Origin of the sequence: Rhizobium sp. TH2, from assembly GCF_024707525.1 — a bacterium.
Lineage (GTDB): Bacteria > Pseudomonadota > Alphaproteobacteria > Rhizobiales > Rhizobiaceae > Rhizobium_E.
Genome location: NZ_CP062231.1, coordinates 3,971,590 through 3,997,140, shown reverse-complemented (window position 1 = coordinate 3,997,140; position 25,551 = coordinate 3,971,590). Strand labels below are relative to the sequence as shown.

The 25,551-nt window shown below is 61.3% G+C and carries 32 protein-coding genes; 6 read left to right on the top strand and 26 right to left on the bottom strand.

The window, feature by feature from the left end:
- Window positions 1–35: 35 nt before the first annotated feature.
- Window positions 36–371, bottom strand: a complete 336-nt coding sequence (locus IHQ71_RS19805) for a hypothetical protein (RefSeq protein ID WP_258158156.1) — start codon at window positions 369–371, stop codon at window positions 36–38.
- Window positions 372–547: 176 nt separating this feature from the next.
- On the opposite strand from IHQ71_RS19805, the gene IHQ71_RS19800 reads away from it, so the two are divergent.
- Window positions 548–859 carry a hypothetical protein gene (locus IHQ71_RS19800; RefSeq protein ID WP_258158155.1) on the top strand — a complete coding sequence of 104 codons (312 nt, stop codon included), beginning with the start codon at window positions 548–550 and terminating at the stop codon, window positions 857–859.
- A gap of 71 nt (window positions 860–930) precedes the next feature.
- Here the strand turns inward: IHQ71_RS19800 and IHQ71_RS19795 are convergent, their stop codons facing one another.
- Window positions 931–1,962: a serine hydrolase gene (locus IHQ71_RS19795; protein ID WP_258158154.1), complete on the bottom strand. Its 1,032-nt coding sequence runs from the start codon at window positions 1,960–1,962 to the stop codon at window positions 931–933.
- A gap of 123 nt (window positions 1,963–2,085) precedes the next feature.
- On the opposite strand from IHQ71_RS19795, the gene IHQ71_RS19790 reads away from it, so the two are divergent.
- Entirely contained in the window at window positions 2,086–3,117 is a 1,032-nt protein-coding gene (locus IHQ71_RS19790) for a proline racemase family protein (protein WP_258158153.1), read from the top strand.
- Here IHQ71_RS19790 and IHQ71_RS19785 read toward each other — a convergent pair.
- Genes IHQ71_RS19785 through IHQ71_RS19775 form a run of 3 tightly spaced genes read right to left on the bottom strand, consistent with a single transcriptional unit; the run spans window position 3,110 to window position 5,417 of the window.
- Window positions 3,110–3,514, bottom strand: coding sequence for an aconitase X swivel domain-containing protein (locus tag IHQ71_RS19785; RefSeq protein ID WP_258158152.1), 405 nt, complete (start codon window positions 3,512–3,514; stop codon window positions 3,110–3,112). The genes IHQ71_RS19790 and IHQ71_RS19785 overlap by 8 nt on opposite strands.
- A complete protein-coding gene (locus IHQ71_RS19780; protein ID WP_374990043.1) occupies window positions 3,511–4,764 on the bottom strand; it encodes an aconitase X in 1,254 nt (417 codons plus the stop codon). Before IHQ71_RS19780 ends, IHQ71_RS19785 begins: the two co-directional genes overlap by 4 nt.
- On the bottom strand, window positions 4,755–5,417 hold the full coding sequence (locus IHQ71_RS19775; RefSeq protein WP_258158150.1) for a 5-formyltetrahydrofolate cyclo-ligase: 663 nt from the start codon (window positions 5,415–5,417) through the stop codon (window positions 4,755–4,757). The genes IHQ71_RS19780 and IHQ71_RS19775 overlap by 10 nt, the downstream gene beginning before the upstream one ends.
- A gap of 193 nt (window positions 5,418–5,610) precedes the next feature.
- Between IHQ71_RS19775 and IHQ71_RS19770 the strand changes: the two genes are divergently transcribed.
- Window positions 5,611–6,852: a YbfB/YjiJ family MFS transporter gene (locus IHQ71_RS19770; RefSeq protein WP_258158149.1), complete on the top strand. Its 1,242-nt coding sequence runs from the start codon at window positions 5,611–5,613 to the stop codon at window positions 6,850–6,852.
- A 66-nt stretch (window positions 6,853–6,918) separates the two neighbouring features.
- A complete protein-coding gene (locus IHQ71_RS19765) occupies window positions 6,919–7,227 on the top strand; it encodes a hypothetical protein (protein WP_258158148.1) in 309 nt (102 codons plus the stop codon).
- A gap of 6 nt (window positions 7,228–7,233) precedes the next feature.
- Here IHQ71_RS19765 and ureG read toward each other — a convergent pair whose 3' ends face one another.
- The 5 genes from ureG to IHQ71_RS19740 all read right to left on the bottom strand — a co-directional run bounded on the left by ureG (window position 7,234) and on the right by IHQ71_RS19740 (window position 10,394).
- Complete coding sequence (gene ureG, locus IHQ71_RS19760; RefSeq protein WP_258158147.1) at window positions 7,234–7,851, bottom strand: urease accessory protein UreG; 618 nt, start codon at window positions 7,849–7,851, stop codon at window positions 7,234–7,236.
- The gene (locus IHQ71_RS19755; protein WP_258158146.1) at window positions 7,848–8,285 is read right to left on the bottom strand and encodes a DUF3995 domain-containing protein; all 438 of its coding nucleotides are present in this window, start codon (window positions 8,283–8,285) and stop codon (window positions 7,848–7,850) included. The genes ureG and IHQ71_RS19755 overlap by 4 nt, the downstream gene beginning before the upstream one ends.
- Window positions 8,282–8,977, bottom strand: a complete 696-nt coding sequence (locus IHQ71_RS19750; RefSeq protein ID WP_258158145.1) for an urease accessory protein UreF — start codon at window positions 8,975–8,977, stop codon at window positions 8,282–8,284. The genes IHQ71_RS19755 and IHQ71_RS19750 overlap by 4 nt, the downstream gene beginning before the upstream one ends.
- Window positions 8,943–9,440 carry an urease accessory protein UreE gene (ureE, locus tag IHQ71_RS19745; protein ID WP_258158144.1) on the bottom strand — a complete coding sequence of 166 codons (498 nt, stop codon included), beginning with the start codon at window positions 9,438–9,440 and terminating at the stop codon, window positions 8,943–8,945. Before ureE ends, IHQ71_RS19750 begins: the two co-directional genes overlap by 35 nt.
- 81 nt (window positions 9,441–9,521) lie before the next feature.
- On the bottom strand, window positions 9,522–10,394 hold the full coding sequence (locus tag IHQ71_RS19740; RefSeq protein ID WP_374989886.1) for a transporter substrate-binding domain-containing protein: 873 nt from the start codon (window positions 10,392–10,394) through the stop codon (window positions 9,522–9,524).
- Window positions 10,395–10,448: 54 nt separating this feature from the next.
- Here IHQ71_RS19740 and IHQ71_RS19735 point away from each other — a divergent pair, with 54 nt between their 5' ends.
- Together IHQ71_RS19735 and aqpZ are read left to right on the top strand one after the other, a co-directional pair.
- A complete protein-coding gene (locus IHQ71_RS19735; protein WP_258158142.1) occupies window positions 10,449–12,374 on the top strand; it encodes a glycosyltransferase family 2 protein in 1,926 nt (641 codons plus the stop codon).
- 88 nt (window positions 12,375–12,462) lie between these two features.
- Window positions 12,463–13,152: an aquaporin Z gene (gene aqpZ / locus IHQ71_RS19730; protein WP_258158141.1), complete on the top strand. Its 690-nt coding sequence runs from the start codon at window positions 12,463–12,465 to the stop codon at window positions 13,150–13,152.
- Between the two features lie 39 nt (window positions 13,153–13,191).
- On the opposite strand, the gene ureC is transcribed toward aqpZ, so the two are convergent.
- The 16 genes from ureC to IHQ71_RS19650 all read right to left on the bottom strand — a co-directional run bounded on the left by ureC (window position 13,192) and on the right by IHQ71_RS19650 (window position 25,406).
- On the bottom strand, window positions 13,192–14,901 hold the full coding sequence (gene ureC / locus IHQ71_RS19725; RefSeq protein ID WP_258158140.1) for an urease subunit alpha: 1,710 nt from the start codon (window positions 14,899–14,901) through the stop codon (window positions 13,192–13,194).
- Window positions 14,902–14,904: 3 nt separating this feature from the next.
- On the bottom strand, window positions 14,905–15,114 hold the full coding sequence (locus IHQ71_RS19720; protein WP_258158139.1) for a type II toxin-antitoxin system PrlF family antitoxin: 210 nt from the start codon (window positions 15,112–15,114) through the stop codon (window positions 14,905–14,907).
- Entirely contained in the window at window positions 15,108–15,773 is a 666-nt protein-coding gene (locus IHQ71_RS19715; protein WP_258158138.1) for a Urease operon accessory protein, read from the bottom strand. Before IHQ71_RS19715 ends, IHQ71_RS19720 begins: the two co-directional genes overlap by 7 nt.
- Window positions 15,773–16,192, bottom strand: coding sequence for a lysozyme inhibitor LprI family protein (locus IHQ71_RS19710; protein WP_258158137.1), 420 nt, complete (start codon window positions 16,190–16,192; stop codon window positions 15,773–15,775). The genes IHQ71_RS19715 and IHQ71_RS19710 overlap by 1 nt, the downstream gene beginning before the upstream one ends.
- Before the next feature lie 27 nt (window positions 16,193–16,219).
- Window positions 16,220–16,525, bottom strand: a complete 306-nt coding sequence (locus IHQ71_RS19705) for an urease subunit beta (RefSeq protein WP_258158136.1) — start codon at window positions 16,523–16,525, stop codon at window positions 16,220–16,222.
- A gap of 12 nt (window positions 16,526–16,537) precedes the next feature.
- Window positions 16,538–16,792 carry a DUF1272 domain-containing protein gene (locus IHQ71_RS19700; protein ID WP_258158135.1) on the bottom strand — a complete coding sequence of 85 codons (255 nt, stop codon included), beginning with the start codon at window positions 16,790–16,792 and terminating at the stop codon, window positions 16,538–16,540.
- Between the two features lie 9 nt (window positions 16,793–16,801).
- Window positions 16,802–17,104: an urease subunit gamma gene (locus tag IHQ71_RS19695; protein ID WP_258158134.1), complete on the bottom strand. Its 303-nt coding sequence runs from the start codon at window positions 17,102–17,104 to the stop codon at window positions 16,802–16,804.
- 86 nt (window positions 17,105–17,190) lie between these two features.
- Complete coding sequence (locus tag IHQ71_RS19690) at window positions 17,191–18,012, bottom strand: urease accessory protein UreD (RefSeq protein WP_258158133.1); 822 nt, start codon at window positions 18,010–18,012, stop codon at window positions 17,191–17,193.
- A gap of 147 nt (window positions 18,013–18,159) precedes the next feature.
- A complete protein-coding gene (urtE, locus tag IHQ71_RS19685; RefSeq protein ID WP_258158132.1) occupies window positions 18,160–18,855 on the bottom strand; it encodes an urea ABC transporter ATP-binding subunit UrtE in 696 nt (231 codons plus the stop codon).
- Between the two features lie 18 nt (window positions 18,856–18,873).
- The gene (locus tag IHQ71_RS19680; RefSeq protein WP_258158131.1) at window positions 18,874–19,392 is read right to left on the bottom strand and encodes a hypothetical protein; all 519 of its coding nucleotides are present in this window, start codon (window positions 19,390–19,392) and stop codon (window positions 18,874–18,876) included.
- Window positions 19,393–19,473: 81 nt separating this feature from the next.
- A complete protein-coding gene (gene urtD, locus IHQ71_RS19675; protein ID WP_258158130.1) occupies window positions 19,474–20,238 on the bottom strand; it encodes an urea ABC transporter ATP-binding protein UrtD in 765 nt (254 codons plus the stop codon).
- Window positions 20,235–21,410, bottom strand: coding sequence for an urea ABC transporter permease subunit UrtC (gene urtC, locus IHQ71_RS19670; protein WP_258158129.1), 1,176 nt, complete (start codon window positions 21,408–21,410; stop codon window positions 20,235–20,237). Before urtC ends, urtD begins: the two co-directional genes overlap by 4 nt.
- Window positions 21,407–22,897 carry an urea ABC transporter permease subunit UrtB gene (urtB, locus tag IHQ71_RS19665; protein ID WP_258162886.1) on the bottom strand — a complete coding sequence of 497 codons (1,491 nt, stop codon included), beginning with the start codon at window positions 22,895–22,897 and terminating at the stop codon, window positions 21,407–21,409. Before urtB ends, urtC begins: the two co-directional genes overlap by 4 nt.
- 281 nt (window positions 22,898–23,178) lie before the next feature.
- Window positions 23,179–24,468: an urea ABC transporter substrate-binding protein gene (urtA, locus tag IHQ71_RS19660; protein WP_258158128.1), complete on the bottom strand. Its 1,290-nt coding sequence runs from the start codon at window positions 24,466–24,468 to the stop codon at window positions 23,179–23,181.
- Window positions 24,469–24,606: 138 nt separating this feature from the next.
- On the bottom strand, window positions 24,607–25,059 hold the full coding sequence (locus tag IHQ71_RS19655) for an SRPBCC family protein (RefSeq protein WP_258158127.1): 453 nt from the start codon (window positions 25,057–25,059) through the stop codon (window positions 24,607–24,609).
- The gene (locus tag IHQ71_RS19650) at window positions 25,056–25,406 is read right to left on the bottom strand and encodes a helix-turn-helix transcriptional regulator (RefSeq protein ID WP_258158126.1); all 351 of its coding nucleotides are present in this window, start codon (window positions 25,404–25,406) and stop codon (window positions 25,056–25,058) included. The genes IHQ71_RS19655 and IHQ71_RS19650 overlap by 4 nt, the downstream gene beginning before the upstream one ends.
- Window positions 25,407–25,551: the final 145 nt, after the last annotated feature.

Sequence of the window (25,551 nt, the reverse complement as noted above, 5' to 3'; positions counted from 1 at the left end):
TCATTGGTCAAGAATGTGCTTCGGATCAAGCCGCCTCAGCGCGATAGCCGGCCGATGCAGAAGCCTATGAAGGCGGCCCATAGCGCTGCACGAACCGGGTTTTCCGCGATCATGTCGGTGGAGTTCTCGGCCACGCGGCGTTTGACGTAGTGCGAACTCGCCTGGGTGATCAGCGCTATGGATTCCTTGATGCGCTCGATCTCCGCGCCAATCGCCGACAGTTCCTCGTCGCTCGTCGCCTCGAAGGCCTGCTCGGCTGCTTCTCGGTCGCGGTTGTTGACCGCATCCAGTGCTTCATCGACCAAGGGTGTGTTCTCCTCTTCCGGGGTGCTGGCATGGGTGGGCTTGTTGATCTTATCGCGGAACGCCATGACGGAATCCTCTCCTGATTTTGCTGGAGAACGCATGCCGGCGTTATCCGTTCCTGTCGGGCGTTTATTTTGCGGCCAGCGTTCACAGATTTTGCAAAGTCGCCGTTTATGTGCTCAGAGCGGATGAGAGAACTCGCAATGTCGCCGGTTCCCGCCACGCAGAAAGGTAAACCGCAATGATCGAACCCATCGGAGTCTTGTTATACGGGGGCAGCGATGACGATATCGCGGTCGTGGTCGGCGAAGAGCATGACGATGTCGAGTTCCGTTTCATCATGCTGGTCGGCGGCAAGACCGGCGAGACGCTGAAGTTCCAGCCCAGCGACAACATGACTGTCGGCGAATTCTTCGAAGCCATGGACGACACGCCGGGCAATCCGAGCGAAGATGCGATCCTGCAGCTTCTGAAGCGCGAAGAAAATGCCGCCGTCCTGGTGGCCTTCGATGGCGAGCCGCGCACCTTCGATCTCGAAGAAATCACCCACTGACAAGCCTGCGGCTTGCATCAAGGGCGCCGGGAGGAACCTTCCGGCGTCCTTTTTCAATGGCGGACTTTCGCCTAGTTCGTGTCGCCGTCCTTCTTGCCTTCTGTAGCGCGTGCCGCATCGATGACCTCGGCAAGCAGCGCATGGAGATCGTCGCGGTGGCCCGAGCGCGCGGCGGACGAACCTTCGTCTGATGTCATCACGACGGTCAGTTCCAGACGCGGCACGATGTAGAGCATCTGCCCGCCGTAGCCCCAACCGAAATGCACTTCCTCACCGGTAATCTGTCGCATGAACCAGCCGTAGCCATAGCTGTCGCCGGTGTAGCGGGAATTGGTGCGCGGTCGCCAGGATTTGTCGATCCAGTCCTTCGAAATCAGCCGCTTGCCCTCGGGCGTGATGCCGCCCGTGCGATAGAGTTCTCCGAATGCCAGAAGCGATCGCGGGCTCATCGCCATCATGTTGCCGCCGACATAGATGCCCTGTGGGTCGCGGCTCCACCAGGAGATGCGGAATCCCTCGACCGGGCCGAGCCATTCGTTGGCGAGCGCGCGCGTTGAACGGCCGGTCTTTTTAGTCAGGATGGCCGAAAGAAGATGACTGGAGCCCGTCGAGTAGATCATCCCGCCGCCGGGATTGTCCTCGAAGGGCTGCGACAGGACAGTCCGCACCCAGTTGGAGCTCTCGATCCATGCGCCGTATTCCTCGCCCGAGGTGGAGCGCAGCCCTGCCTGCATCGAAAGCAGATTGCCAATGGTGATCTGGGACAGACGCGGATCCGCATTCTCCGGCATATCGTCGGACAGAATCGTCGCGATCTTCTGATCCGTCCCTTCGAGAATTCCCTTGTCGATGGCGATGCCGACGAGCGCCGAGATGATTGATTTCGACGCCGACATGATGCTGGTCGGGTCCTTCGATGTGTAGCCGCGATAGCCATGCTCGGCGATGATCTTGCCGCGATGTGCGACGACCACCGTCCTGAGCGGCTTCAGGGCCTCGGCTTTCTCCAGAATGCTCGAGAGCGGAGGTGCCTTCGTCTCCTCAGCCATCGCTAGTGGAGACAGAAGCAGTATCACTGATATGACGGCTGATCGAAGAAACATGCGTCGGTTCCAGTTCCTGCACCAAGCTTGGAGCAATCGGGCTTCTGGAGCAAGACTTGGCCGCTTTCAGGACGGCGCTTCCATGCTATGCATCACGATATCGTTAGATCAGGGATCGGATTCATGCGTTCTTCCAAAGTCATCCATGTCGTCACCTGCCACGCAGAGGGCGAGGTCGGCGATGTGATCGTGGGTGGCGTCGCGCCGCCGCCGGGCGATACGATCTGGGAGCAGAGCCGGTTCATCGCCAGCGACCAGACGTTGAGGAACTTCGTGCTCAACGAGCCGCGCGGCGGCGTGTTCCGTCATGTCAACCTGCTGGTGCCGCCGAAGAACCCGAAGGCGCAGATGGGCTGGATCATCATGGAGCCCGAGGATACGCCGCCGATGTCCGGCTCGAACTCGATCTGCGTCGCGACCGTGCTGCTTGACAGCGGCATCCTGCCGATGACCGAGCCGGAGACGCGGATCATTTTGGAAGCGCCGGCAGGGCTGGTCGAAGTCGTCGCCGAATGCCGCAGTGGCAAGGCCGAGAGGATTACGGTGACCAATGTACCGAGCTTTGCTGCTAAACTGGATGCGACGCTTGAGGTGCCGGGGCTGGGCACCTTGACCGTGGATACGGCCTATGGCGGCGACAGCTTTGTCGTGGTCGATGCCGAAAAGCTCGGCTTCAAGCTGGTGGCGGATGAAGCGCGGCAACTCGCCGAAACGGGCATCGCGATCACCAAGGCGGCCAACGAGCAGCTTGGCTTCGCGCATCCCGAAGACACTGGCTGGGATCATATTTCCTTTTGCGCCTTTGCCGGTCCGCTCTACCGCGAGGAGGGCAAGCTGATGTCGCGTTCGGCCGTGGCGATCCAGCCGGGCAAGATCGACCGTTCGCCCACGGGTACGGCCATCTCGGCGCGGATGGCGATCCTCAATGCGCGCGGCCAGCTCAAGGTCGGCGAGACGCTGACTGGCATCTCGATGATCGACTCGCGATTTACCGGCACGGTTGTGCGGGAAACGACTGTGGCCGGGCAGAAGGCCATCGTGCCGTCGATCTCGGGACGCGCCTGGATCACCGGCACATCGCAATTGATGCTCGATCCGGCTGACCCGTGGCCGGGCGGCTACAAGCTCTCCGATACGTGGCCGAAACTCAGCTGATCTCGATGTCGGCCTCGTCGCCATCCTCGCTGATGCGGATCGTCTGGCCGCCTTCGATCCCGTCGATCGGGCAGACGACCACCGGGCAGACGGTGCCATAGAGTGAGCGCGCAACCATGGCGCCCGCCGTAATGATCGGGTCCGGCCGTTCCATGATGATGGCGATCGGGCCGGTGCCGTTGCGGATGGTTTCGGCGAGCACTGACGAGGCGGATGACGAGCCGCGCCCGGAGGGCATGACGAGCACCTTGCCGCCAAGTAATGCGCCGTGATGCGTCTGGGAATGGTCGATGATCCTGCCGGTTTCGGCGTCGACTCCGCCCCAGAAACTCAGCGGCATCGGCAGCCTGATCACCGGTCCTTCAGCCGTGCCTCGCACATGGAAAACGCCCTTCACGCCAGCCTCACGATCCGGCCGGCAGCGGCCGATGCGACGCAATCCTCCATCGAGCCGAAGCCGACTTGCACGCCGATATTGCCGGGAGCGTAATGCGCCCATTTGCCGGAATTGGTCATCACGGTGCCGTCGAGGCGTTCGAGGATCGCGGTGAGATAGGTGCAGGTGTCGGTGACGACCCTGAGGCCGTAGCCGTCGCAACCGTTCAGCATGCCATCGCGCAACAGGCCGTCATAGGTCTCGCGGCCGGTATTGACGTAGATCGGGATGCCCGCGCGTGGCTCGGCGGCGCGCAGCAGCGGGATCAGCCGGTCCCATTCGGCGCGGGAGAAATGCGGCGTGCCTAGACAGACTGCCGTGATCCCGGCTCCATTGGGTGCGGTGGAGAGATGCGCCAGCACATCTCGGATATCATCGGGCTCGACCACGATCATCTCGTCCGGCTCGTATCCATGCAGCGCGTCGCGAAGCGTCGGCGCTTCGGGCGTGATGCCCACGGCATGGAACAGGCCAACCGCGCCGGATGAAGCCGAAGCCGCGCCCAGTGCCTTCAACTGATCCTCGTCGCGCGGTGGGGACAGGCCTTCGATGACAGGAACCCGCTCGCCGGATTTCAGGCCGATGATAAGACCGATCGCGACATAGAGGGAATCCAGATCGAACGCGTTGTCCTTGAAGCCTTCCAGCCGGAACAGGATGCGTCCCCTGCGGTTCTCGTCGAGATGCAGGCCATAGGCCGGCGCGCGGCCCGTGATGGCGCAACAGAGATCGATGAAATCGCCATAGCGGTTGGTGCGGGCGCCGATCACCGAATTGGCGAAGACGATAGCGTTGGATTCGCCCCAGGCGATCTGCTCGCCGAAGCGCGGCCGGAACATGGTCTGGTAGGGCGCGCAGGTGAAACTCGGCATGCAGCCGAGTTCCTCATGCGCCTTCATCAGCCGGGCGAGGGGCTCGGTTTGCTCGCGGGTCATCCGCATGATCTCGGGATGGATCAAGTCGATCGAGCCGACATTGAGCGTCGTCGGCACTCGTACCTTGCCACCGAGATCCACGAGCCGCTCGACGAAATCGAGGCTGACCTGGCCGTGATAGAGGCAGCCGTCGATATGCGATCCCGTGATGTCGAGAAAGCCCTTGGCGCCGACCGAGCCGGCGAAGCCTGTCAAGATCTCGAAGGCGAAGGCCGCGGCCTTGCCTGCCTCGCCATTGAGCATGGCACGATCGCGGTCATCCAGCGTCAGCGCCAAAGCCCGCGCTCCGTGATGATCGCCTGCATCGGTATATCGTGCCATTGCGGGTGGATTGTCGGGATGTGCTGGCTGGAATAACCGACGCCGACCACCAGCGGCTTGCCCGGATGAGCGGCCAGCGTCCGGTCGAAAAAGCCGCCGCCGTAGCCGAGCCGATAGCGCGAGGGGTCGAAGCCGACCAGCGGCGAGATCACGATATCCGGCAGCATCTCCTTGCCCTCGGCGGGGATCGGAATGTTCCATATGCCTCGATCGAGTTTTTCGCCCTGCTTCCAGGATTTGAAGATCAGCGGCTGGCCCTTGGCGACGACGATGGGCAGAAGACAGGTGGCGCCGCGCGCGGTCGCCCTCTCCATCCAACTGCGCAGGTCGGGCTCGCCCCGGAAGGGCCAATAGAGGCTGATGGCTTTTCCCGCGATATCGCCGAGGCGTTCATCAAGCGCATCGGCAATCGCTTGCGAATAGCTGCTGCGGGTATCTGCCGGTAGTGCCAGCCGTTCCGCGATCAGCGCCTCCCGGCGCGCCTTGCGCCATGCCGCGACGCCCTCGAGTGGGGCGGGCGGTGCAAGTCCGGCGTAGACCGGATCGATCTCATGCAGGAGACAGGCAGGTGAGGCATATTCGGCTTGGATATCATCATCGTCAGGCATATCGGCCTCCGCTTCGGAGCAGTCCGAACAGAGCAGAAGTCGGGCACGCTGACAATGCATTGCTGCGGCAGCCGGCGTCGCTCCTTATTGCTGCGCATGCATCACTAGAATTGATGCCGGGCATTCAAAGTTTCAAATTGATTGAACGTCGGGCCAACCCATATATTGGCCAGCAGGAAACAGAAGGCCTCCGATGACAATCAACATGCCGCCGCTTGCCGGCGAACGCAAAGGCTCGTCCGCGCTTGTCGTGGCAATTGCCGGTGCGCTGTCGCTCGCCATCGCCATGGGGATTGGTCGCTTCGCCTTCACGCCGCTGCTGCCGATGATGCTGCATGACGGCCTGATCGACATCAATGCCGGCAGCCGGCTCGCCACGGCGAACTATCTCGGCTATCTCGCTGGCGCACTGCTCTGCATGGTATTGCCCGGTTTGCTCAGGCGGTTCGGGTTCAGCATGCCCGATAGCGCTCTTCTGGTGCGTTTCGCGCTCGTTGCCACTGCCGTACTGACGCTCGCCATGGCGGTCGACAGTCCGCTTTTGTGGTCCCTCCTGCGGTTTCTCTCCGGCGTCATCAGCGGCGTTGCCTTCGTCTACACGTCGGGCTGGTGCCTCGCTCGGCTCGCGGAACTGGGCCAGCCGCAACTGAGCGGGATCATCTATGTCGGTCCCGGCATCGGCATCACGCTTTCGGGGCTCGCCGCGCTCGCATTGTCTTCGGCCGGCGGCTCCTCGATGCTTGGCTGGGCGGTTTTCGGCATTGTCGCCTTCGTGCTGACTGCGGCGATCTGGCCGTTCTTCACGCCAACGCGGCGCGTGGCGCAGAAAGCGAGCGCTCCGGCCGAGGCGATGTCCGAGCGCTGGACATTCGAGGATGCGCTGCTCACGCTCGCCTACGGCTTGGCGGGCTTCGGCTATATCGTCACGGCAACCTTCCTGCCCGTGATCGCACGCGAGGCTCTTCCCGGATCAGGTTGGGTCGATCTCTTCTGGCCGGTGGTCGGCATATTCGTGGCGGTGGGTGCGCTGGTCACACGCTTCGTACCCATGACGATCGACCGGCGCATTCTGCTTGCCATCCTCTATGTCATGCAGGGTCTGGGTGTGCTCTTTCCGCTCATGTTGCCCAATATCGTGGGCTTCGTGATCGGCAGCGTTTTGCTCGGCCTGCCGTTCACGACGATAACCCTGTTCGGCATGCAGGAGGCGCGACGGCTGAAGCCCAAGGGCGCCACCGTGTTCATCGGTCTGATGACGGCATCATACGGCATCGGGCAGATCGTCGGTCCGTTGGTCGTTTCCGGCATATTGAGCCAAGTCGCGACGCATGCGGCGGGGTTCGCGCTGTCGTTGGAAGTCGCGTCCGGCAGCCTGTTCTTCGGAGCGCTTCTCTATCTGGCACTCAGGAAGCTTTTTCCGCTCACCGAGATGTGAAGCCCGGTGATCGGGAATCCGTGGCCGCTATCTTGGAAAAGCCGCGATCGGCCCCACATTCTAATCATGAAGGCTGTTGCCTGGAGAATAGATCGCGGTGTGGAACCGTTTTATCTCCAGGGCATTAAACAGCAGCAGATCAGGCTCAACACAAAGGAGGCCGAAATGAGTGCATTGAATTCCGGCCTGTTTTTCGTGTCCGCCGTGGCTTCGAATACCGGCCTGTCCGCATTGTCGCAGGAAGCTTTCAAGCTCAGCACGCCGCGCAAAGCAAAAAAGCTTACGAAGCGGAAGAACGCGAATTATACGCCGCTTTCCGCGCGCCAGAAGGAAGAGCTGATGCAGAGCATCCTTCACGACGACTGGCACGAATAGCGCTGGTTAAGCAGCGAGTCCGCCGTAGCTTTTCAGATAATCGACGATTTCACCGACACCATCTCCGCGCTTCATATCGGAGAACAGGAATGGTTTTCCCGAACGCATCCGCGTCGCATCCCGCTCCATCACGTCGAGATCGGCACCCACATGCGGTGCCAGATCCTTCTTGTTGATAACAAGCAGGTCCGAGCGCGTGATGCCCGGCCCGCCCTTGCGCGGGATTTCCTCGCCCTGGCAGACCGAGATGACATAAATTGTCAGGTCCGCGAGATCCGGCGAGAAGGTGGCTGCGAGATTATCGCCGCCCGATTCGATGAACACCACCTCGAGATCGGGGAATTTCCGGTTGAGATCGGCGATGGCCGCGAGGTTGATCGAAGCGTCTTCACGAATGGCGGTGTGCGGGCAGCCGCCGGTTTCCACGCCGACGATGCGGTCCGAGGTCAGCGCCTGCATGCGCACCAGCGCCTCGGCGTCTTCCTTGGTGTAGATGTCGTTGGTCACGACGGCCACGGAAAAATTCTCTCGCATGGCCTTGCAGAGCTTTTCCGTCAGTGCGGTCTTGCCCGAGCCGACCGGCCCGCCAATTCCGATGCGTAGAGGTCCGTTACGCGAAGTCATAGCATGTATCCCAGGGTCAAGATGATGAAGAACAGGCCGAGCACGAGACAGAGCGGCGAATAGTATTTGCGGTCGAGCCGCGCGAATGGCTGTTCGGGCGTCAATTGCCGCCAGCGGTCTGTGTAACCGGCCAGCCCGCGTGCGAGGAAGACGGCTGTCAGCACCATGCCGCCGAGCGCGACGAACCAGTTCGGCACCGGCAGCCATGCCCATTCGGCGAGCATCAGCGCCCAGAATCCGGCGAGCAGGACGGCGGCGGAAACCAACAGTGTTGCAGGCTTTCCCGGCATCAGGTCACGGCGCTTGAAGCCAGTCACCATCCGCGACAATTCCGCCGCATCCGCCGCAGGGAAGGTCAAACCCATCGCCCAGACAAAGTGCAACGCTGCGATCACGGCAAGGATCAGGAAGGTGAGGGCCGCGATCAAGGTCATGAGCGGAACAGCCTTGTGTGGATGGTCTCATGTTTGATGGCCATCAGGTCCGCCATCATGGCGGCACTTCCGAGGTCGTCCAGCGTCGAGTGGCTTGCGCATGCCGCCACGTCGAGAATGATCGGCTCCAGTGCTGCTAGCATGGCCACGCCTTGCCTCTGGCCGAGGACGCTCAGGCGGATGCCTGATGAAACGAATTGCGAAGCCAGCGCGTGGAGATAGGCCGCGATCGTGCGTTCTAAAGGCACGACGTTTGCGGCGGCCACGGCGCCGACAGCAATGCAATAGGGCGTCATATGATCCAGCATGGCGAGCACCGGGTGCGGCCAGGCACCAGCTGCTTCGAGGAACGCTCCGCCCTGGGCGGTGATTTCGAGATGCCTCTCGGCCGAACCTGCAAGTGCGGTCGCCAGTTCGGCTGCCGCGGCAAGACGTGGCTGGTCTTCGTACGCCTGCCACGCTTCCGACAGAAGCACGGCATCATTCCAGATCGATCCATTCCGGAGCAAAGTTTCGAGCCATTGCTGGAGCTCGCCGGCGTCAGTGATTATCCCCTGACGCGCGGCCGCTTCCAGGCCGCCCGAATAGGCAAACGCACCCACCGGGAATGCTGGCGATAGCCAGGTCATCAACCGCAGCAGCGACTGGGTGTCGTGGTCAATGGTCATGATCGTGGTGATCGTGCGATCCATGATCGTGCGACCCGTGTCCGTGGGACGCATGGCTGTGATAGGCGCCATGCACTGGGTGAAATGGCTCGACCACTTCGGTCACGACGGCGCCGAGGCCGGCGAGCATGGACTGGATCACGTGATCGCGCTCGATCAGGATGCGGCCTTCCTCGATCTGTGTCGCGAGATGCCGGTTGCCGAGATGCCAGGCGAGTTCCATCTGGTGGACGAGATTGCGCGCCTTGATTTCTAACAGTTTCTCGTCGGCGGCGATGACTTCGACATGGCCGCCGCCCTCCAATGCCAGCAGATCGCCATGTTCGAGCACCACAGGCTCCTTGAGGTCGAGCATCACGACATCGTCATGGGCCATGTGCAGCAGCTTGCGGCGCAGATGGCGCTCGTCGTGGGTCAGGACCACGACGTCGATGGGCGGCTTGTCAGCGTGGCCGGGTTTTTCGATGCGTGTCGAGCGGTAGGGCATGCGCATTCCTCGCCTTGAATTCAGCCGTCATCTTCACCGCATTTCGCCACGGCTTGCAATGCGTAAAAGCGGAAGTGGGATTTACAGCCCGTTGGGGAAATAGCGGAGATAGATCTCATTGAGCCGGCCGTTGCGCGCAAGCGCGAGAAGCGCCGCGTCCATCGCGCGTGTGATCAGAGGCGTATCCTTGCTTGTGACCAGCGCCAATCCATCGCCGAAGAAGATCGACGAGTAATAATGATCGCCGAGGAAGTCGCAGCAATTGTTGGCATCCGGCGATTCCTGCCAGAAAGAGAGTTGCAGGCCGTCGCCGAAGGCAGCCTTGATCTCGCCCTTCTTGAGTGCCGCCAGCATTTCCTCCCGCTTCGGGAAAGTCCTTGGTTTGAGATCGGGGAAATAGGATGCCAGCATTGCCTCATGCGCCGTGCCCGCGACGATGCCTGTTTCGCCCGGTTTCAGGGCGGATGGCGTCTTCACTCCGGTAGCCGCATCCGAGCGAATGATGAAGCGCGCGGGAAGCTGCATGAACACCCGGGAGAGTCCGAGATCGCGGCGCAGTTCGGGCGTGATGCGGACGCCCGCCGCAATCACTTCGCCGTCGCCCTTCTCCAGCGCGGATCTCAGGTCCTTGTAGGGCACGGCCTCGATCTGGCAGCGCTCCAGCACCTCCAGTTCGCGGCAAATTTCGCGCGCCAGATCGACATGAAATCCCGAGAGCTTGCCGGATTGATCGATGAAGTTGAAAGGTGGAAAATCGACCGTCGTGAGAAACCGGATGCGCGGAACGGAGGCGAGGTCTGGTTTCTGCAATCTTTCCCGCGGATCGAACATCAGCGGCAGCGAAATCGCGTCATTTTCTTGCGCTTTTGCGAGCTGCGTGACCGGTAGTTGCGAAAAAATACCGAGAGCCAGAGCCAAAACCCAAAAACAACGTGACACAACCGCTGGCTTCATGAATATTGTTTCCGGTTTTATTAAAACTTGTTGTGCGTTGGTCTGTGAAACTACATGGGCGACCGGGGGCGTGTCGACTACAATTCAGCGCGTGAAGGACCTTCCCGGGATCTCCGGCTTGAGGGCAAGATCACCTCTTCCCAAAGCTTTATACAAGAAGAGAAAACCGATGAAGAGCGTTTTCTCCTGAAGCTCGGCTTTTCCAAGCCCTTCATCGCGGCGATGAAGGCAAGAGCCTCTCGGAACAGCACCACAATTGAAACTGAACTGCTTGCCAGCAGCCAGGTTCGGGAGGACGCCTATTACGGCGCGCTCGCCAAGGTGCTCGGCTTGCGTTTCGTCCAGGAGATCGATGCGCGATCGGTGGTCGATAGCCCGGGCCTCGACAGCCAACTCCTCAAGCCCTCCATTCTTCGCTTGAACCCGCCAATGGGCAGCCCGTTGACGCTTGTCGTCCCCGAAGCGCGAGATCTTGCGACCTGGGTCAGCCGGGTAAAGTCTTCGGAGACGTTGCGCTCCGTACTCGCCATCACAACGCCGTCCGTGCTTCGGCATGCTGCATGGCGGGCAGGTGCCACCCGCCGGGTCGATACCGCGGCGGATCAGTTGTTTGATGCCAGCCCTGAACTTAGTGCACGCTCGGTGCTGACAGGCGGGCAGGGTTTCCTCGCCGGCTTCATGCTGATGGCATATCTCTGCTGTCTCGTCCTGTTCCCCATGGCAACACTGCATGTTTCGCACGTCGCGCTGTCATCGGCGTTCTGCATCCTGATCGTGTTGCGGGCGCTCGCGATCAAGCGTGCGCCCAAGCCAAAACCGCTCGCACCGCTGGCCGAGGACTCGAACCTGCCAGTCTACACCGTGCTTGCGGCCCTCTACCGGGAAAAAGAGGTCGTGCCGCAACTCGTCACTTCGTTGCTGCGCCTCGACTGGCCGTCGTCGAGACTGGATATCAAGCTGATCTGCGAGGCCGGCGACCGCGAAACGATAGACGCGTTGGAAGCGATGAACCTGCCATCGCATTTCGAGATCGTCGAAGTGCCGGATCGCATGCCACGGACCAAGCCGAAGGCGCTCAACTACGGACTTGCCGGCGCGAGAGGGGAGTTCGTCGTGATCTTTGACGCGGAGGATCGCCCACATCCCGATCAGCTACGAGAAGCATACCGTCACTTCAAGGATGCCTCGCCCGATCTCGCCTGCCTGCAGGCGCCGCTGATCATTTCCAATGCCGGCGAGAGTTGGCTGTCCGCTCTGTTCGCGCTGGAATATTCCGGTCTCTTCCGCCGGCTTTTGCCGTTCCTCGGTGCTCACCACCAGCCGATGCCGCTCGGCGGCACCTCAAACCATTTCCGAACCGATGTGCTTAGGGCGGTCGGCGCCTGGGATCCGTACAACGTGACGGAAGACGCTGATCTCGGCATGCGCCTCTATCGCCTCGGCTATCACGCCGAGATGTTGACGCGCTACACCGTGGAGGACGCCCCGACCGACCGCGCCGCCTGGCTTGGCCAGAGGACCCGCTGGTTTAAAGGTTGGATGCAAACCTGGCTGGTTCTTATGCGCACGCCAGTGAAGTTGAGCGGTGAACTCGGCTTTCGCGGAACCATCATGTTTCACGTCCTGGTTACCGGCATGCTGGTTTCAGCGCTTGGCCACCCACTGATCCTGTTCTTCATCGCCGTGACGATGTGGAGCCTCGTCTTTGCACCGCATGCAACATCCTTTGACGTCAGCATGTTGTGCCTTGATTGGTTCAACGTGATCGCGGCCTATACGATCTTCATGCGGCTGGGCTGGGAAGCCATGGGCTGGAACGAACGCAAGCGCATCGGCATCAAATGGCGTTACGTGCCCGCCTACTGGATGTTGATGTCCTTTGCCGCCTGGAAAGCGGTGATCGAACTGCGGCGTAATCCATTCTTCTGGAACAAGACATCGCATAAGCCGAGTGCACGGTTGCAAGAATCCGGTGGTTGAACCATGCGCCGATGCAGCTTTTTGTTGACTGATATCAAGACCTGATGAATATCATTGCCTTGTAAATAGGCAACTGTCGGGGGACTTCATGCTCAAGAAACTCTTCGCCGAATTCATCGGTACGTTCTGGCTCGTTTTCGGGGGATGCGGCAGCGCCGTCATCGCGGCGGGTTTTCCCGAGCTCGGGATCGGCTTCGTCGGCGTCTCCTTCGCCTTCGGCCTCACGGTCTTGACCATGGCTTATGCCGTCGGCGGCATTTCGGGCGGCCATTTCAATCCCGCCGTGTCGATCGGGCTGACAGCGGCCGGGCGGTTTCCCGCAGCGAGCCTGCCGGGATACATCATCGCGCAGGTGGTCGGAGCCGTCGTCGCGGCGCTGATGCTCTACCTGATCGCCAGCGGCAAGGCCGGCTGGGTGCCGGGCGGATTTGCCTCGAACGGCTATGGTGAACATTCGCCCGGCGGCTATTCGATGATGTCGGCCTTCATCGCCGAAGCGCTGCTGACCTTCATGTTCCTGCTGATCATCCTGGGCTCGACGCACGGCCGCGCGCCGACCGGCTTCGCTCCCATCTCCATCGGTCTCGGCTTGACATTGATCCACCTGATCTCGATCCCGCTGACCAATACGTCGGTCAACCCGGCACGCTCGACCGGCGTGGCCTTCTTCGCCGAGGGTGGCTGGGCGCTGCCGCAGCTTTGGCTGTTCTGGGTTGCGCCGATCCTCGGCGCGGTTATCGCGGGGATCGTCTGGAAGGCGCTTGGCGAGACTGAGTGATCTGAGGTCTGGCGACCGAGCCGGTCTCGGTCGCCTTGCTCAGAACAGGAAATACCGCTGGGTCATCGGCAGTACCGTCGCCGGCTCGCATGTCAGCAGCACGCCATCCGCACGTACCTCATAGGTCTCCGGGTCGACCTCGACATGCGGCGTCAGGTCGTTATGGATCATCGACTTCTTGTTGATGCCGCTGCGGGTGTTCTTCACCGCGAGCAGCTTCTTGGCGACGCCGAGCCGGCTGACAATCCCGGCATCGAGCGATGCCTGCGAGACGAAGGTCACCGAGGAATTGGTGCGCAGCTTGCCATAGGCGGCGAACATCGGCCGGTAATGCATGGGCTGCGGCGTCGGGATCGAGGCATTCGGATCGCCCATCGGGGCTGCGGCGATCGAACCGCCCAGCAGCACCATTTCGGGCTTCACGCCGAAGAAGGCGGGCGACCAGAGCACGAGATCGGCGCGCTTGCCGACTTCGACCGAGCCGATCTCATGGCTGAGACCCTGGGCGATCGCCGGATTGATCGTGTACTTGGCGATGTAGCGTTTGACGCGGGCATTGTCGTTGTCGCCGGTTTCCTCATTCAGTGGGCCGCGCTGGCGCTTCATCTTGTCGGCGGTCTGCCAGGTGCGGATCGACACTTCGCCGACGCGGCCCATAGCCTGGCTGTCCGACGAGATGATCGAGAAGGCGCCCATGTCGTGCAGGATATCTTCTGCCGCGATCGTCTCCTTGCGGATGCGGCTTTCGGCGAAGGCGATGTCCTCGGGGATCGAGGGCGACAGGTGGTGGCAGACCATCAGCATGTCGAGATGCTCGGCCAGTGTGTTGACCGTGTAAGGCCGCGTCGGATTGGTCGAGGACGGGATGACGTTCAGCGAGCCGCAGACCTTGATGATATCAGGCGCGTGGCCGCCGCCGGCGCCTTCGGTGTGGAAGGCGTGGATCGTGCGGCCCCTGATCGCGTCGATCGTATCCTCGACGAAACCGCTCTCGTTGAGCGTGTCGGTGTGGATCATCACCTGGATGTCCAGTTCATCGGCGACCGTCAAGCAGTTGTCGATCGCGGCGGGTGTCGTGCCCCAATCCTCATGCAGCTTCAGGCTCGATGCGCCGGCCAGCACCATTTCCACCAGCGGCGCGGGGAGCGAAGCATTGCCCTTGCCGGCAAGCGCCAGGTTCATCGGGAAAGCATCGAAACTCTCGATCATCCGCTCGATATGCCAGGCGCCGGTGCAGGTGGTGGCGAGCGTGCCGTGGGCCGGGCCGGTGCCACCGCCGAGCATGGTGGTGACGCCGCTCATCAGCGCTTCCTCGATCTGCTGCGGGCAGATATAGTGGATATGCGCATCCATGGCACCAGCGGTGAGGATCTTGCCTTCGCCTGCAATGGCTTCCGTGGAGGGGCCGACGATGATGGTGACGCCGGGCTGGGTATCCGGGTTTCCCGCCTTGCCGATAGCGGCGATGCGGCCGTCCTTCAGGCCGACATCGGCCTTGACGATGCCCCAATGGTCGATGATCAGCACATTGGTGATGACTGTATCGACCGCGCCCTCGGCCCGCGTTGCCTGGCTCTGACCCATGCCATCGCGGATGACCTTGCCGCCGCCGAATTTCACTTCCTCGCCATAGATGGTGAAATCCTTCTCGACCTCGACGAAGAGCTCGGTATCGGCGAGCCTGAACTTGTCGCCGATCGTCGGCCCGAACATCGAGGCATAGGCGGCGCGGGACATCTTGTAGGACATGGGTCAGGCTCCGGGGTTGTTGGTTTGGTTTGTCTTGCAATCGTTGCTCAGGAAGTCATCGGGCTTCTCTGAAGCGGCGGTGATCGACACCGTGCCATTGTCATCGACGATGAACTGCAGCAATCCGCCTGGAGCGAGGCCGATCGCTCTTCGAACTTCTGCCGGAACGGTGAAGCGACCTTTGAGCGAGGTCTTGGCATCTAACCTTAGCATGAAGCCGCCTTGGATCCCTCCGAGCCAGAACTTGGCCGGACCTCTTTCGGGTGTAGCCTTCCCAATTTCCCACGCTTTATCATCTCGTCCACCCATTGCCGCTCGGCATCCCACGGGTGCCACTCCCAGCCCTGGTGGCCGAAGCCCGCGAGAAACAATTCGTCGCCGGGCTTGCGGTAATGGGTGAGGAATTCGGCGATCACGATGGCGCCGCTTGAGGGAACGACATAGGGCGCCGGAGAGAAGGCGGACAATTCGCGGTCTACCGCATCATGGGTCGCTCCGGGAATGATGTGGAAATCCTTGCCGTTCTGGCGGGCATAGTCGGCAAAGCCGTCGGTGTAGTCGTCGCAGAAATCGTCGAGTTCGGGATGGGTTTGCGCAAGGGGTGCGCGCATGGCGGCAAACTTCTGCGGGTCGCGGACGCACCAGATGGATGAGGCGAGCCAGACAGCCTTGTTGCATGACCATCCGGCACCTTCGAGCATGGCCTTGCCTGGGCGTCCGGTGTTGCAGACCGCGACGACATCAGTCCTGCCTCCCCCGGCGCCCACCGAGCGGCAGTCGTTGAAGCGGATCACCAGGTCGGCGGAATCCATGACGTCGGCAAGACCTTCGCCGATCTCTCCATTGCCGACGATCACGATCCGACGTGCCATCAGTTCCCCATGCCTTGAATGAGTTCGCGCAGTTCCTTGGTGCGCGCCGTGGTCATTGTCGCCTGGCAGCCGCTGATCAGCATGCCCTGCATGGAGCCGCCGACGGCCTCGTAACCGACACCATCACAATGGCCGTCGCGATAATCGATCCAGGCGCGCTGGGCTTTCTTGAGCGCCTTGACCGCGCCGACATAATCGGGGCCGATCTCGGCCGCCTGCCTGTCCGCCTCTTCCTGGCTCTTGAGCGCCTGCTTGTAGACCGCGTTGAGTTCCTTGTCGGCCTTCTCAAAGTCCTCGTAGGCGCACTGGTTCATATCGGCCTGCGTCATGGCATTGGCGCAATCGACAGGCGGGTCTTCCTGGGCCATGGCGCATGTCGCGCCGGTTAGGAGCAGTGCCAAAATGACCAGCCTCTTCATTCCAGATCTCCCGTTGATTTTCTTGTTTTAGAGCTTCCCCATCACCTGCTGGCGGAAGCCGTAGACCTCGCGCTTGCCGGAGAGGGGGATCAGTTGCACCGTGCGTTTCTGGCCCGGCTCGAAGCGGACCGCCGTGCCCGAGGGTATATCGAGCCGCATGCCGCGCGCCTTGTCGCGGTCGAAGTCGAGGCCCTTGTTGGTCTCGAAGAAATGATAATGCGAGCCGACCTGGATCGGACGATCGCCGGTATTGGCAACATCGATCGTGGTGGTCGGGGCACCGACATTGAGTTCGATTTCGCCTGGCGCGGCTATCAGTTCACCGGGGATCATGGCTGTTCCTCTTCAAGCGGCTTTTTGCGGCGCGCAGCCTTCGGCCTTCAGGATGCGTTTGGTGGTGGCCGGATATTTGGCGAGCATGGCGGCCGGGCGGATCGGCCTGCTGGTGAAACTGCCGCCGCAGTTCGGGCAGATGCCGGCGAGGATGGTTTCCGCGCAATCTGCGCAGAATGTGCATTCGAAGGTGCAGATCATCGCATCGGTGGCGTCCGGCGGAAGATCCTTGTCGCAGCATTCGCAATTGGGTCGCAGGTCGAGCATGGCGTTACCTCAGCGGATCGGTTCGTGGACGGTCACCAGCTTGGTGCCGTCGGGGAAAGTGGCTTCAACCTGCACGTCGTGGATCATCTCGGCAATGCCTTCCATGACCTGCGCGCGGGCAACGACATGCGCGCCGGCCTCCATGAGATCGGCGACCGAACGGCCGTCGCGGGCGCCTTCGACGACGAAATCGGAGATCAGCGCAATCGCCTCGGGATAGTTGAGCTTGACGCCGCGTTCGAGCCGCCTGCGGGCCACCATTGCGGCCATCGAAATCAGCAGCTTGTCTTTTTCACGGGGAGTGAGGTTCATGAAAGGCTCCACAATGATCAGGCATCATAGTCAAGGACTTGGGCGGCATCACGCAATACGCCAAATGACGGTGCGTCAGCACAGGCTTAGAGGTTCCACACTTTCGGTGCGGGCTCACCATTTCGCAAGAGCGAAATGGCCGGGATCAGTATTTTTCGCAGCTCGAAGCCCTCCGACGCGATGAGGCGGACGACGAGCTTTCCGTTCCAGTGGCTGGCGCCGGCGAGATGGTCTCCAAGCAATGCGCGCAATTTGGGTAGCAGGGCTTCCGCGCGCTCGCCGACATAGAGCAAAGTCGCGAAAGCCTGGTTGCCGGAAAGCGATGCGCGGCTCCCCAGCAGGTTCTCGATATCGCCTACGAAATGCACATCCTCGGCGTGGATCAGCTTGCCCGCACGACGTATGCGCCAGCGGTCGCGGAAGCTGCCGCTCCGAACGATCTCGCCCATTGCCTTGCGGCCGATGAGGACGGCCTCCAGCGCGATCAGTTCGGCGTCCTCGGCGAGATCGACGTCGAGCGTGCGGCTCAGGGCGCTCTGGTCGAACAGGATCGTCTCCTGCGGCAGCCAGTGGAGTTTCGCGCCCGATGCCACGGACAGCCGCGACACGACATGCGCCTCGCCGCCGGAGGACTTGTAGACGCGTTCGCAGGCCTGTGTCGTGACGGTGACCGAGGTGTTCTCGCCCGCCGCGACCTCCCATGCGATGCGGTCGCCGCCCGTCAGCCCGCCCGAAGTATTGATCAGCACCGCTTCCATCTGGCCGTCATAGGATTCCGGAATGCGGATCTTGGCGGCGCTCTCCTGATAGAAGACATCAAGGCGCGTTCGTCCGTCCACGTTTTTCGTGGCGAGCCGGGCGATGCCCTTGGTGCGTTGTGGGGCGATCTCGGTGTTGGGAGCGAGCATCAGCACCCCCGTCTGTCACTTCGTGACATCTCCCCCTCAAGGGGGGAGATTGTTTGGAGGGCGAGGCGCCGCCACATCCGATCTCCCTCTTTGAGGGGGAGATGCCCGGCAGGGCAGAGGGGGGTAAGCAACATGCTCAGTTCCAAACTACACCGTCAAATGCCGTCGCGCTTCCGCCGTATCCAGCGTCTCGGCGGGACCTTCATGCACGATCTCGCCACGGTCCATGATATAGACATGGTCGGCGAGTTCCCGGCAGAAATCAAGATATTGTTCGACCAGCAGGATCGCCATCCCGGTGGAGTCGCGGAGATATTTGATTGCCCGGCCGATATCCTTGATGATCGACGGCTGGATACCCTCGGTCGGCTCGTCGAGCACGAGGATGCGCGGCCGCGTCACCAGCGCGCGGCCGATGGCGAGTTGCTGCTGCTGACCGCCCGACAAGTCACCGCCGCGCCGGCCGAGCATGCTGTTGAGGATCGGAAACAGGCTGAAAATATCGTCGGGGATGCTGCGATCGGCGCGCTTGAGCGGCGCATAACCGGATTCAAGGTTTTCCTTTACGGTCAGCAGCGGGAAGATCTCGCGGCCCTGCGGCACGTATCCGATACCGAGCTTGGCGCGGTTGTAGGGTGCCATGCCGTTGAGTTCCTTGCCCTCGAAGCTGACCTTGCCTGATGAAAGCGGATGCTGGCCGGTGACGGCGCGCAGAAGCGAGGATTTGCCGACGCCGTTGCGGCCGAGAACGCAGGTGATCTTGGCCATTTCGGCCTTGATGGTGATTCCGCGCAGTGCCTGGGCGGCACCATAGTGCAGATTGGCGTTTTCGACCGCTAACATCTCATTCCCCTTTACACGTCAATTGAGCAATGCCCTCTTCAGCTTCTGAAGGACATCGGCCTGCTGTACCGTTCGTTCGCCGCCGACATCGGCGATGTCCTCGGCCATCGAGATCAACTGCCGGCGTTCGCCGTCGTCGAGCGCGTTCAGCCACAGGTCCCGGAAGCGGCGAAGCGGGTCGTCGATGTTGACGACGCTGCCCGCCGTCCAGTCGGCGAAGATCAGCACCTCGTCCATATCCTTGGCGGCGATGATATCCTTCATCCGCTCGCGGATGATCTCCTTCGCCATGTCCTTGTGCATCGGCTTTTCATTCGCCAGCGTCAGCAGGAAAACCACCGCCGCGATCGCCGGGTTCTGGATCGAGGTGAGCGGCGCCGCCTCGGCCTTCTTGCGGAATTGCCGGCGGTTGAAGGCGCCGCGCATCCGCTCGACCGAGTCGATGATCTCGCTTCCCGCTTCCCTCACCATCTTCATTCGCCACCACCACACGGCCGCGCCAGCGGCCACCATCAAGAGGACACCAAGAAAAGGCATGTTGAAACTCCAATGAGGAAAGGTTGCATCAGTTTGAAGCCTATTTCTCATTGACGTTCAATTGCCGTTTTCTATTTCCGCTCACCGTCCAAGATAATTCTCGATCACCTTCGGGTCGGCGCTGACGAAGTCGATCGAGCCTTCGGCGAGAACCGATCCTTCCGCCAGACATGTCACCTTGACGCCGAGATCGCGGATGAAACCCATGTCGTGCTCGACGACCACCACCGACCGCGTCTTGGCGATGTCTTTGAGCAGGATCGCGGTTTCAGCGGTCTCGGCGTCGGTCATGCCGGCGACCGGTTCATCGACCAAGAGCAACTTGGGTTCCTGCGCCAGCAGCATGCCGATCTCCAGCCATTGCTTCTGGCCGTGGCTGAGATTGGCGCCGTAATCGTCCTTGCGATGGCTCATCCGCACGATCTCGAGGATTTCCTCGATGCGCTCCTTGTCGGCGGCCGAGAGTGTGTAGAACAGCGTGCCGAAGACGCTGCGGCTGCGGTTGAGCGCCAGTTCGAGATTGTCCCAGACGGTATGGCTTTCGAACACAGTAGGCTTCTGGAACTTGCGGCCGATGCCGAGCTGGGCGATCGCCGCCTCGTCCATCTTGGTGAGGTCGATATCGCCGTTGAAGAATACGTCGCCGGAATCGGGCCGGGTCTTGCCGGTGATGATGTCCATCATCGTCGTCTTGCCGGCGCCATTGGGGCCGATGATGGCGCGCAGTTCGCCCGGTTCGACCACGAAAGAGAGCGAGTTCAGCGCCTTGAAGCCATCGAAGGACACCGACACGCCATCGAGATAGAGGATGCTTTTCGGCTTCATTTCCTTGTTGACGGCGTTCATTCTGCGGCTCCCGGTTCGGCGATGGCGGCAGGCATGTCAACCACGCGGGATTTTTCCTTGGCAGCGGCGGCAGAATATTCCTTCCGGCGGGCCATGTACTGCTGCCAGGTGCCGACGATCCCTTTGGGCAGGAACAGCGTGACCAGCACGAAGAGGGCGCCCAGCGCGAACAGCCAGACCTCGGGGAAGGCGCCGGTGAAGAAGGTCTTGCCGGCATTGACCAGCACCGCGCCGATGATCGGGCCTACAAGCGTGCCGCGCCCGCCGACCGCCGTCCAGATGACGACCTCGATCGAATTTCCCGGCTCGAATTCGCCCGGATTGATGATGCCGACCTGCGGGACGAAAAGCGCGCCGGCGATGCCTGCCATCATGGCCGATACGACGAAGGTGAAGAGCTTGATGTTCTCGACCCGGTAGCCGAGGAAGCGCGTGCGGCTTTCGGCATCGCGCACACCGATCAGCACCTTGCCATATTTCGAACGCACGATCGCCGAGGAGATCAGCAGGCAGACCGCCAGCATGATCGCGGTGGCGGCAAAGAGCGAGGCACGGGTGCCATCGGCCTGCACCGAGTAACCGAGGATTTCCTTGAAATCGGTCAGGCCGTTATTGCCGCCAAAGCCCATGTCGTTGCGGAAGAAGGCGAGCAGCAGCGCGTAGGTCATCGCCTGGGTGATGATCGAGAGATAGACGCCGTTGACGCGGCTGCGGAAGGCAAACCAGCCGAAGATGAAGGCCAGCAGGCCAGGCACCACGACCACCATCAGCGCCGCGAACCAGAACATGTCGAAGCCGTGCCAGAACCACGGCAGCTCCTTCCAGTTCAGGAAGACCATGAAATCGGGCAGGATGGGGTTGCCATAGACACCACGCGGGCCGATCTGGCGCATCAGGTACATGCCCATGGCATAGCCGCCGAGCGAGAAGAAGGCGGCGTGGCCGAGCGAGAGGATGCCGCAATAGCCCCAGACCAGATCCAGCGTCAGCGCCAGCAGTGCGTAGGTGAGGTATTTGCCCATCAGGCTCATGACATAGGTCGGGATGCGGAACGCGCTGTCCACCGGCAGCATCAGATTGGAGGCGGGCACCAGCACGGCAACGGCCAGGATGATGGCGATGGCGATGATGATTCTCTGGTCGAGTGCGCGGAGAAGAAAGCCGGTTATCATGCTTCGATCGCCCTTCCCTTGAGTGCGAAGAGACCGCGCGGCCGCTTCTGGATGAAAAGGATGATGAGGACGAGGACGAGGATCTTGCCCAGCACGGCGCCGACCGTCGGTTCGAGGAACTTGTTGAGGATGCCGAGCGACAGCGCGCCGACCAGCGTGCCCCAGAGATTGCCGACGCCGCCGAACACGACGACCATGAAGCTGTCGATGATGTAGCTTTGGCCGAGATTGGGCGACACATTGTCGATCTGGCTGAGTGCGACACCCGCTATGCCGGCTATGCCCGAGCCGAGCGCGAAGGTGAAGGCATCGACCCATGGCGTGCGGATGCCCATGGACGAGGCCATGCGCCGGTTCTGGGTCACGGCACGCATCTGCAGCCCGAAGGGTGAGCGCTTCATCAGCGCCAGCAGCGCGAAGAATACCGAGAGCGAGAACAGCACGATCCACATGCGGTTCCAGGTGATCGTCATGCCGCCGAGCGGGAAGGAGCCGGACATCCAACTGGGATTGCCGACTTCCTGGTTGGTCGGGCCGAAAATCGAGCGGATCAGCTGTTGCAGGATGAGCGAAATGCCCCAGGTGGCGAGCAGCGTTTCGAGCGGCCGACCATAGAGGAAGCGGATGACGCCGCGTTCGAGGATCAGGCCGACCGCGCCGGTGACGATGAAGGCGACGGGCAGGGCGATAGCCAGGGACCAATCGAAGAGGCCGGGGAAATTGTCGCGCACGATGTCCTGCACCACGAAGGTCGAATAGGCGCCGAGCATGACCATTTCGCCATGCGCCATGTTGATGATGCCCATGACGCCGAAGGTGATGGCGAGCCCGATTGCGGCCAATAGCAGGACCGAGCCGAGCGAGATGCCGTACCAGACATTCTGGCCGAGATCCCAGAAGGCAAGCGTGCTCTGGATCCTGGCGATGGCCGTGTCGAGATCGGGTTTCAGGGATAGATCGAGCGAGGGGGCCGCCGTCATCAGGATGCCGACCGCGTCGCGCCCGCCGACCTTTTCTCCAATCATCGCGATTGCCGCGCGCTTTTCGTCGGCGCTGCGATCGGAGGTCAGTATGGAGACCGCGCGCGCCGTCTCCATGCGGGTTTTCACCGCCGGATCAGTTTCCTTGGCGATGGCGGTTTCGAGCAGGCCGAGATTTTCGGCGCTCGGGGATTTCAGGACGGCATCGGCTGCCTGGAGGCGCACATTGCGGTCATCGCTCAACAGCGTCAGGCCGCCCAACGCGGAACGGATGGTACGGCGCAGGCTGTTGTTGACGCGGATCTTGGTCAGCGCGCCCTTGGCCTCCTCGCCGATAGTCTCGCCGGAGAGCGGATCGATCAAAGTGAAGTTGGCGCCGGCGGGCTTGGTCAGGAAGACCACGTTATCGGACTTGCGGAAATAGAGGTCGCCTTCGCCGAGCGCTTCGAGGACCGGAACCACCTTCGGGTCGCCGGTCGAGGCGAGCGCTTGGACCTTTTCCGCCATCTGCGGAAGCTTGATGGTCGCCAGTTCGTCGATCTGGGTTTTCAGGTCATCGGCGGCATGGCCGATCCGCCCGAAGACAACGGTGAACAGGCACAGCGCCAGCAGGACGACTAGAAGAGAGCGCCACCCTATATGACGGCGCGGATCGCACCCGTAAACCGGCTGGTTGTGTATTGCGAGCGTGCGAGACATCGTAGGTCCACCGTCTTGAATATCTCGGAAAACAGAGCGGGCAGTTCGTCACTGCCCGCTCCGGATTTCATCCCTGGGGTGAAGGATGATCAGGAGCCCTTGCCGCCGCATTTGCCGGTGGCGACGTTGAAGTTGCCGCAGGCCATGGGCTTGCGCCAATCGGAGATCAGGTCCTTGGAGTCGGCCAGGTAATCGGACCATTCGTCGCCGACGACGGCCGGGGTCTGCTGGACGATTTCGAACTGGCCGTCAGCCTGAATTTCACCGATCAGCACCGGCTTGGTGATGTGGTGGTTCGGCATGACGGTCGAGGTGCCGCCCGAGAGGTTCGGAACCGAGACGCCGATGATGGCATCGAGGACCGGATCGGTGTCGGTGGTGCCGGCCGCCTCGACAGCCTTAACCCAGGCGTTGAAGCCGATATAGGCGGCTTCCATCGGGTCGTTGGTCACGCGCTTGTCGTTCTTGGTATAGGCTTTCCAGGTCTTGATGAACTCGGCATTCACCGGCGCATCGACGGACTGGAAGTAGTTCCAGGCAGCCAGGTGGCCGACGAGCGGCGCGGTGTCGAGACCGGCCAGTTCTTCTTCACCGACCGAGAAGGCGACGACCGGAATGTCTTCAGCCTTGATGCCCTGGTTGCCGAGTTCCTTGTAGAACGGAACGTTGGCGTCACCATTGATGGTGGAAACCACGGCGGTCTTCTTGCCCGACGAGCCGAACTTCTTGATGTCGGAGACGATGGTCTGCCAATCCGAATGACCGAACGGCGTGTAGTTGACCATGATGTCCTCGGGCTTCACGCCCTTGGCTTCGAGATAGGCCTTGAGGATCTTGTTGGTCGTCTGCGGATAGACGTAGTCGGTGCCAGCGAGAACCCAGCGCTCAACGCCTTCCGTTGCCATCAGGTAATCGACGGCCGGGATCGCCTGCTGGTTGGGGGCGGCACCTGTGTAGAAGATGTTGCGCGAAGACTCTTCGCCTTCATATTGGACGGGGTAGAAGAGGATGGAGTTGAGCTCTTCGAACACCGGCAGGACCGATTTGCGCGACGACGAGGTCCAGCAGCCGAACACGGCGGCGACCTTGTCCTTTTCGATCAGGTCCCGGGCCTTTTCGGCAAACAGCGGCCAGTCGGAAGCCGGATCGACGACGACGGCTTCGATTTTCTTGCCGAGAACGCCACCCTTCTTGTTCTGCTCCTCGACGAGCATCAGCATAGCGTCTTTCAGCGTGGTCTCGGAAATCGCCATCGTGCCCGACAGCGAATGCAGGATGCCGATCTTGATCGTGTCTTCAGCGGCGTATGCGCTCTGGAACATGGTTGCGGAAAGCATGCCAGCCAGTATCGCACCTGTCATCAGGTTCTTGATTTTCATTGGATTTCCCCTCTGTTGAGCATCGAGCAGCGGATTAACGCGTGCTTAACATCCGCCGTCTTGAGGGAACTATCCGTCCGAATTGTGCACCGCGATATACGTCATTTAACGTACCGGAGAGGGGGAAATGGGGAAGATCTACCCCGCCAGCTCCCGTGTGAGATTGTCGAGCGCCGCGCGGAAGCCGTGGCGCACGCCGTCGGCCATGGCAGCGCCGTCGAAGGCAGCGATCTGCACCGTGATCCTGAGCGACGATTGGCCATCTGTCGATTTCATCTCGATGGTATGAAGCGCGGCCGAAAGCCGTTTGCCACCTTCCGTGACGGCCTCCGAATAGACGATGCGGCTTTCGGGAACGATATCGAGATAGGTCGCCTCTACATGGAAGCGTGGATCGTCCTTCGAGCCACAGCGTGACAGATCACGCCCGCCGACACGAAAATCCTCCTGATCGTAGATGATGACGGCAGTGGGGGAGGGCGCTCCCCAGCGGCAGCGGGCGACCGGATCCATGAAAGCCTTGTAGAGCATTGGAAGCGGTGCGACGAAACAGCGTTCGAAGACGATCGTGTCATGGGCGGTGATGGTCATTTTCTCGTTCCTTCCTCTTCGTCCATCTTTTCGGCGAGATAATCATCGAGCGAATCCAGCTTGTTGACCCAGACTGCGCGCTGCTGTTCGATCCAGTCTCGCGCGCGCGACAGTGCGTCCGGTTCCAGCCGGCAGATACGAATACGGCCCACCTTTTCCGACTTGATCAGGCCGCAGGCTTCCAGGATGCCGAGATGCTGCATGAAGGAGGGAAGCGCCATACGCGCATCCCCCGCCATCTCGCCAACGCTTGCCGGTCCGGTCGCTAGACGGGAGATCACACCAAGCCGGGTCTGGTCACCGAGCGCGCTGAACATCTGGACGATATGCGGATCATGATTAGGCATATGCCTTAGTAAGGTATCCGGGATGCCGTGTCAACATCAATTAGGTAATTGCCTAACCATCGGATTGGGCTTGGTGCCTCTTGCGGCTCGCGTCACATCGTGCTTTTGATAAGAAATGAACGAAAATTCCGCAAATCTGAAATCT

Bases quoted from the DNA above. Each gene is read 5' to 3' on its own strand.
- IHQ71_RS19715 (WP_258158138.1), bottom strand. From the start codon at position 15,773: ATGGCACGTCGGATCGTGATCGTCGGCAATGGAGAGATCGGCGAAGGT.
- IHQ71_RS19795 (WP_258158154.1), bottom strand. From the start codon at position 1,962: ATGTTTCTTCGATCAGCCGTCATATCAGTGATACTGCTTCTGTCTCCA.
- IHQ71_RS19770 (WP_258158149.1), top strand. From the start codon at position 5,611: ATGACAATCAACATGCCGCCGCTTGCCGGCGAACGCAAAGGCTCGTCC.
- ureC (WP_258158140.1), bottom strand. From the start codon at position 14,901: ATGTCCTACAAGATGTCCCGCGCCGCCTATGCCTCGATGTTCGGGCCG.
- IHQ71_RS19690 (WP_258158133.1), bottom strand. From the start codon at position 18,012: ATGCTCGCTCCCAACACCGAGATCGCCCCACAACGCACCAAGGGCATC.
- urtE (WP_258158132.1), bottom strand. From the start codon at position 18,855: ATGTTAGCGGTCGAAAACGCCAATCTGCACTATGGTGCCGCCCAGGCA.
- IHQ71_RS19800 (WP_258158155.1), top strand. From the start codon at position 548: ATGATCGAACCCATCGGAGTCTTGTTATACGGGGGCAGCGATGACGAT.
- IHQ71_RS19750 (WP_258158145.1), bottom strand. From the start codon at position 8,977: ATGGATCGCACGATCACCACGATCATGACCATTGACCACGACACCCAG.
- IHQ71_RS19680 (WP_258158131.1), bottom strand. From the start codon at position 19,392: ATGCCTTTTCTTGGTGTCCTCTTGATGGTGGCCGCTGGCGCGGCCGTG.
- urtB (WP_258162886.1), bottom strand. From the start codon at position 22,897: ATGGCGGAAAAGGTCCAAGCGCTCGCCTCGACCGGCGACCCGAAGGTG.
- IHQ71_RS19700 (WP_258158135.1), bottom strand. From the start codon at position 16,792: ATGCTCGACCTGCGACCCAATTGCGAATGCTGCGACAAGGATCTTCCG.
- urtD (WP_258158130.1), bottom strand. From the start codon at position 20,238: ATGAACGCCGTCAACAAGGAAATGAAGCCGAAAAGCATCCTCTATCTC.
- IHQ71_RS19775 (WP_258158150.1), bottom strand. From the start codon at position 5,417: ATGCCTGACGATGATGATATCCAAGCCGAATATGCCTCACCTGCCTGT.
- ureG (WP_258158147.1), bottom strand. From the start codon at position 7,851: ATGACTTCGCGTAACGGACCTCTACGCATCGGAATTGGCGGGCCGGTC.
- ureE (WP_258158144.1), bottom strand. From the start codon at position 9,440: ATGCCCTACCGCTCGACACGCATCGAAAAACCCGGCCACGCTGACAAG.
- IHQ71_RS19765 (WP_258158148.1), top strand. From the start codon at position 6,919: ATGAAGGCTGTTGCCTGGAGAATAGATCGCGGTGTGGAACCGTTTTAT.
- IHQ71_RS19695 (WP_258158134.1), bottom strand. From the start codon at position 17,104: ATGAACCTCACTCCCCGTGAAAAAGACAAGCTGCTGATTTCGATGGCC.
- IHQ71_RS19735 (WP_258158142.1), top strand. From the start codon at position 10,449: ATGGGCGACCGGGGGCGTGTCGACTACAATTCAGCGCGTGAAGGACCT.
- IHQ71_RS19710 (WP_258158137.1), bottom strand. From the start codon at position 16,192: ATGAAGAGGCTGGTCATTTTGGCACTGCTCCTAACCGGCGCGACATGC.
- IHQ71_RS19655 (WP_258158127.1), bottom strand. From the start codon at position 25,059: ATGACCATCACCGCCCATGACACGATCGTCTTCGAACGCTGTTTCGTC.
- aqpZ (WP_258158141.1), top strand. From the start codon at position 12,463: ATGCTCAAGAAACTCTTCGCCGAATTCATCGGTACGTTCTGGCTCGTT.
- IHQ71_RS19720 (WP_258158139.1), bottom strand. From the start codon at position 15,114: ATGCTAAGGTTAGATGCCAAGACCTCGCTCAAAGGTCGCTTCACCGTT.
- IHQ71_RS19755 (WP_258158146.1), bottom strand. From the start codon at position 8,285: ATGACCTTGATCGCGGCCCTCACCTTCCTGATCCTTGCCGTGATCGCA.
- urtC (WP_258158129.1), bottom strand. From the start codon at position 21,410: ATGATAACCGGCTTTCTTCTCCGCGCACTCGACCAGAGAATCATCATC.
- IHQ71_RS19790 (WP_258158153.1), top strand. From the start codon at position 2,086: ATGCGTTCTTCCAAAGTCATCCATGTCGTCACCTGCCACGCAGAGGGC.
- IHQ71_RS19705 (WP_258158136.1), bottom strand. From the start codon at position 16,525: ATGATCCCCGGTGAACTGATAGCCGCGCCAGGCGAAATCGAACTCAAT.
- IHQ71_RS19805 (WP_258158156.1), bottom strand. From the start codon at position 371: ATGGCGTTCCGCGATAAGATCAACAAGCCCACCCATGCCAGCACCCCG.
- urtA (WP_258158128.1), bottom strand. From the start codon at position 24,468: ATGAAAATCAAGAACCTGATGACAGGTGCGATACTGGCTGGCATGCTT.
- IHQ71_RS19650 (WP_258158126.1), bottom strand. From the start codon at position 25,406: ATGCCTAATCATGATCCGCATATCGTCCAGATGTTCAGCGCGCTCGGT.
- IHQ71_RS19740 (WP_374989886.1), bottom strand. From the start codon at position 10,394: ATGAAGCCAGCGGTTGTGTCACGTTGTTTTTGGGTTTTGGCTCTGGCT.